The sequence below is a fragment of the Sporotomaculum syntrophicum genome (assembly GCF_009932395.1).
In the GTDB taxonomy this organism is placed as follows: domain Bacteria; phylum Bacillota; class Desulfotomaculia; order Desulfotomaculales; family Desulfallaceae; genus Sporotomaculum; species Sporotomaculum syntrophicum.
This window is the reverse complement of record NZ_LSRS01000003.1, coordinates 810,945-816,179: the sequence shown is the minus strand read 5'-3', so window position 1 is coordinate 816,179 and position 5,235 is coordinate 810,945. Positions and strand designations below refer to the sequence as shown.

2 protein-coding genes, 1 pseudogene and 1 other annotated feature are annotated in these 5,235 nt (G+C 43.7%); of the genes and pseudogenes, 2 read left to right on the top strand and 1 reads right to left on the bottom strand.

Features of this window, described 5'->3' with window-relative positions; all coding sequences use genetic code 11:
• A pseudogene (locus SPSYN_RS08890) lies at nucleotides 1-287 on the top strand (IS1634 family transposase); the annotation flags it as partial.
• A gap of 88 nt (nucleotides 288-375) precedes the next feature.
• On the opposite strand, the gene SPSYN_RS08885 reads toward SPSYN_RS08890, so the two are convergent.
• Entirely contained in the window at nucleotides 376-2,703 is a 2,328-nt protein-coding gene (locus SPSYN_RS08885) for a transglycosylase domain-containing protein (RefSeq protein WP_161822090.1), read from the bottom strand.
• 392 nt (nucleotides 2,704-3,095) lie between these two features.
• Here SPSYN_RS08885 and yunB point away from each other — a divergent pair, with 392 nt between their 5' ends.
• On the top strand, nucleotides 3,096-3,749 hold the full coding sequence (gene yunB / locus SPSYN_RS08880) for a sporulation protein YunB (protein WP_243152974.1): 654 nt from the start codon (nucleotides 3,096-3,098) through the stop codon (nucleotides 3,747-3,749).
• Between the two features lie 407 nt (nucleotides 3,750-4,156).
• Nucleotides 4,157-5,084: a sequence feature (16S ribosomal RNA rRNA prediction is too short), on the top strand.
• Nucleotides 5,085-5,235: the final 151 nt, after the last annotated feature.

Here is a 5,235-nt window from a genome sequence, read left to right as displayed (position 1 = left end):
ATTTAAGGCCGATTTATCACTGGAAAGAAGAACGTGTACGCGGACATATTTTTATCTGCTTCTTAGCTTTTGTTTTACAGGTTATGCTGGCCAAACTACTTAAAGACAGCAAGCATAGATTTAAAGATTTAATGCTTGACCTAAGGAAACTACATGCTGTTAAATTTACCATCGGTCAGGAAGAGTTTATTTTGCGCACAGAGTTAAAGGGCAATATCTTTGATATTTTTAAGGCTGTTGGTAGCAGACCGCCAAAAAGGATACTAGGATACAAATCTACCATATAAAGGAATATTGTAGTGGTACGTCTATTTGGTGTGCCCGGAAACCGTTGATATTACTGAATTCCTTTGGATAGTGCTGTCAAACTTGAGTTTATATCCCGTTATCCGTATTCATGATTTGCAGTGGCTGTTGGTTGTTTTGCTGAGTTGACACTGGCTCATTATTACTATCGCTTTCGAGTCTTCCTGTGCTGTCTTCTGTGTCACTGTCGGCATTGTCCTCTGCTGTGTCATTTTCCTTATCAGTAATACTATTAAGCCCGTGAATATCACAAATTTTAGTTGGAGCCCGCTGGAAATTATCTGCTGTTGCAGATGATGCATACGACGCTTTGATAAAAACACTGGTTATCTTTTCTGGGCAATACTCATTGGGTAGTAAGCCGGAAGTAGCACACACTTCAACCAATACATGCGCATCGTCATACTCCGACGGTACAGTTCCGGCGGCAAAAATATCGTTTACCATGTGCTGGGGGGGTGTATTAAAACTGGGTCTAAGCCCCGACTTGCTATCCACAGTGGCTCTCACTATACCTTCCGGCTCGGTAAAATCATGGAATGGAATATTTTTATGCGCCTGGCTCATCACTTCTCGCCATATTTTAGCTGGATACGTGCCGCCATAACTTTGAGGCATTTTTTCAGGAATATCGTATCCTATCCAGACTACTCCCACTAGGTCCGGGGTATAACCGGCAAACCAAATGTCTTTGCCCTCGTCGGTTGTGCCGGTTTTACCGGCTACCGGACGCCCGATCTGGGCACCGGTGCCGGTACCTTTTTGCACCACAGATTTCATCATATCAGTCATTAAATATGCGGTGGTTTCCTTCATAGTTCTGCGTGGTGCGGGATCAGCTTCGAATAGGATAGTGCCGTTATAATCCTCAACTTTAAGTATAGATACCGGACTGTTATAAATGCCGAGATTGGCAAAGGCCGCATAGGCCGCCGTTAATTCAAGCGGAGTTACCCCTTTCTTTAAACCACCCAGAGCTATAGCAGGTCCTGTAGGTTCAATGTCAATATCCATGCGGGAAGCAAATTCAACAGCCTTGTCAATCTTGACATGTTCCATGAGCAGTTTAACTGCCACAATATTTACCGAATAGGTCAGTGCAGTACGCAAAGTGATTAAACCCCGGTAACCTCCTCCTGAATTGTGCGGTGAATAGTTGGCGTAACTACTATATGTAACCGGTGCATCGTTAATTACACTGGCCGGACCCATACCATTGAACTCAATGGCCGGTCCATAGGCTATAATCGGTTTTATGGCCGAGCCGGGCTGTCTGGCGGACATAGTTGCTCTATTTAACGATCTTTGATGGGTATGTTCTCGCCCTCCTACCAACGCTTTTACCTCACCGGTTTTCGGATCCATAACTACCATAGCCCCCTGGGGCTGCAGTACGCCATTGCTATCCCTCAGTGAAGCAGGGAAATTGGACTGTTTAGCCATGGCATTTTCGGCGTAGGTCTGAATTTGCGGGTCAAGGGTGGTGTATACTTTCAAGCCACCTTTGAACACTTTTTCATCGCCAAACTTTTCTACTAGCTGCTCAGTTATGAAATCCACAAAAAATGGATAAGGATAACGGTTAGTATTAGAATCGCTGTTCCTTAAAGCTAATTCCTCTGCTTTGGCTTGTTGATAATCATCATTGTCAATAAATTTATAACGGTACATGTTGTCTAGTACCTGATTGCGATGAGTAATGGCAGCATCTAAATTTTGAAAGGGCGAATAGTTATTTGGTGATTTAATCAATCCCGCTAACAGGGCAGCCTCTGAAATGTTCAAGTCTCCGGCTTCTTTACCAAAGTATGTTTGGGCTGCAGCCTGAATGCCGTAAGCTCCCTCACCAAAATATATTCGATTGAGATACATAGCCAAAATTTCTTCTTTGGAGTATCGGCTTTCCATTTTTATTGATAGAATTGCTTCTTGAATTTTTCTTTTAATAGTTCTTTCCGGGTTTAAAAACGATAACTTTACTAATTGTTGGGTTATTGTACTGCCACCTTGAAAATTACGTTCCTCACCAAAAATACGCAGTGCGTCGTTAAAGGCCGCTCTTATGATAGCCTCAATTCTAATCCCGTGGTGCTGGTAAAATAAATGGTCTTCGGCGGCCAAAAAGGCTTCCTGAACATGCAAGGGCACTTGGCCTAAGGAAACTTGTGTCCGGTTTTCCAAACCAATTTGAGTAATCAGCTGGTTATTACTGTCGTATATCCGGGTGGTGCTAGCCGGTATTAAATTTTTCTCATTAAAAGCAGGTAAATCAACTATACTGATTAATACTAGTCCTGCCATAGACACGGATACAGCTAATAAAAGGATACCCAGCACAAATAATATAAGCCTGATGGGATTGAGCTTTCTTTTATTGTGTTTTTTAGTGGTAGACAAATATATTTCCCTCCTTAGGGAATATTCATCCTAGCTTATCAAAAGCAATTATATCATACTACTACCAAAAGAATCAGTACATAAATTTGCTTGTAACCCATCTTGCGTTTTTATATAATATAAAATCTGACAAGATTACCACTACCTTTAATACAAGTGGCTATCCTTTTGGATTATATTCATGTAATCTAACTGGCTAAACATGCCTTAGCCAGGATACTGGAACGGGGATTCGGGGCAGGAGCTTTTAGGTCACGTTAATGATGCCCATAATTGAAGGCACTGATGAAATGCCAAAAATGAGTAAAAGCTTACCGAAAAAATTCGGTTTTTTTTTGTGTTTGTTCAATATAGATATAACATTACTAGTGCAAGAAACTGGGGGTGACTTATTGTTTAAAAAAAGAAGATCTTTTAAGAAAGTATTATTTATTGCATTATGCATTTTCTTAATAGCGGCAGTATATTTTTTCTTGGATACGCGCGTGCGCCCTACGCTTTTTTCCATTGCCGAGATAGAAGTAACCCATATGGCTGTGGCGGCAATTAATAAGACAGTGCAAAAAGAAGTATCGGGAGGTGACATGGACTACCAGGACTTCATTGCAGTACACCGAGATTATAACGGACGAGTAGCGTTAATGCAGGCGAACACTGTTTGGATAAACCGGATGGCAGCTGATATTACATTGGAAGTGCAGAAAGAATTGCAGGGTTTAAAGGCTAAACAGGTATCAGTTCCTATGGGACAATTGCTTGGTAGTTATATTTTTGCTAATATGGGGCCGCGGATTAAAGTAGGTATTCTTCCAATGGGTACAGTTAATGTAAATGTTATCGACAGTTTTGAAGAGGCTGGTATCAACCAAACAAAGCATAAAATATACTTGGATTTTACCACAATGGTGCGGGTAGTAATACCGTTGCGCAGTGGCGAGGTTAAAGTCGCAACAAAGGTTCCTGTAGCAGAAAGCATTATAGTAGGGGATGTACCTGATGCTGTAATTAATATGTCGGGAGGTATATTGGGAGTTGATGGCAAATAGTGTGGTTTAAGTATAGAGAAAAGGAAATAAAATGTGGCCGTGTATAAAAACTGAAAAACTAATAATAATATCCTTATGTAGACAAAAAATTATTTGACAGCGAGGTTTGTAAGTGCTAACATTTAAAAGTTGCTGCGAACCAACAAATGCTTGATTAAAAAAAATGATAAAAAAGTATTGACAACAAGGTTCTAAAAGAGGTAAAATGTAAAACGTTGCTGATGAGCGACGATGCACAGGTCCTTGAAAACTAAACAGTGCAAAGAGATGTAAAACGAACGCAGTCGTGAATGGTCCATAGCGACCAATATGAAACGACAGCAACCGAACCAAACCTCGTCAAGCGAAAGCAAAGCGAGAAATAAAAAGAGAGAGCAAAGATTAAACTCTTTTGAATAATAAATGGAGAGTTTGATCCTGGCTCAGGACGAACGCTGGCGGCGTGCTTAACACATGCAAGTCGAACGGTCCAGCACTCAACTCAGTGCTTATCTTGTAATAAAAGCGAAACATCTAGTATAAAGAGATAACGCTTAATACAAGGTAGGTAACGAGTTGAGTGCTGGATAGTGGCGGACGGGTGAGTAACGCGTGGATAACCTACCCCGTAGCCTGGGATAACGCCGGGAAACCGGTGCTAATACCGGATACGTTCACTTGATAGCCTTATCGAGTGAAGAAAGGTACAAACCGCTACAGGATGGGTCCGCGTCCCATTAGCTAGTTGGTAGGGTAACGGCCTACCAAGGCGACGATGGGTAGCCGGCCTGAGAGGGCGACCGGCCACACTGGAACTGAGACACGGTCCAGACTCCTACGGGAGGCAGCAGTGGGGAATCTTCCGCAATGGGCGCAAGCCTGACGGAGCAACGCCGCGTGAGTGAAGAAGGTTTTCGGATTGTAAAACTCTGTCCAAAGGGAAGAAACAAATGACGGTACCTTTGGAGGAAGCCCCGGCTAACTACGTGCCAGCAGCCGCGGTAAAACGTAGGGGGCAAGCGTTGTCCGGAATTACTGGGCGTAAAGGGCGTGTAGGCGGCCCTGCAAGTCAGACGTGAAACCTATCGGCTCAACTGATAGCTTGCGATTGAAACTGCAGAGCTTGAGTGCAGAAGAGGGGAGTGGAATTCCCAGTGTAGCGGTGAAATGCGTAGATATTGGGAGGAACACCGGTGGCGAAAGCGGCTCCCTGGCCTGTAACTGACGCTGAGGCGCGAAAGCGTGGGTAGCAAACAGGATTAGATACCCTGGTAGTCCACGCCGTAAACGATGGGTGCTAGGTGTTGGGGGTATCGACCCCCCCAGTGCCGCAGTTAACGCACTAAGCACCCCGCCTGGGGAGTACGGCCGCAAGGCTGAAACTCAAAGGAATTGACGGGGGCCCGCACAAGCGGTGGAGTATGTGGTTTAATTCGACGCAACGCGAAGAACCTTACCAGGTCTTGACATCCCCTGCCAGCTGCAGAAATGCAGTATTTTATCTTCG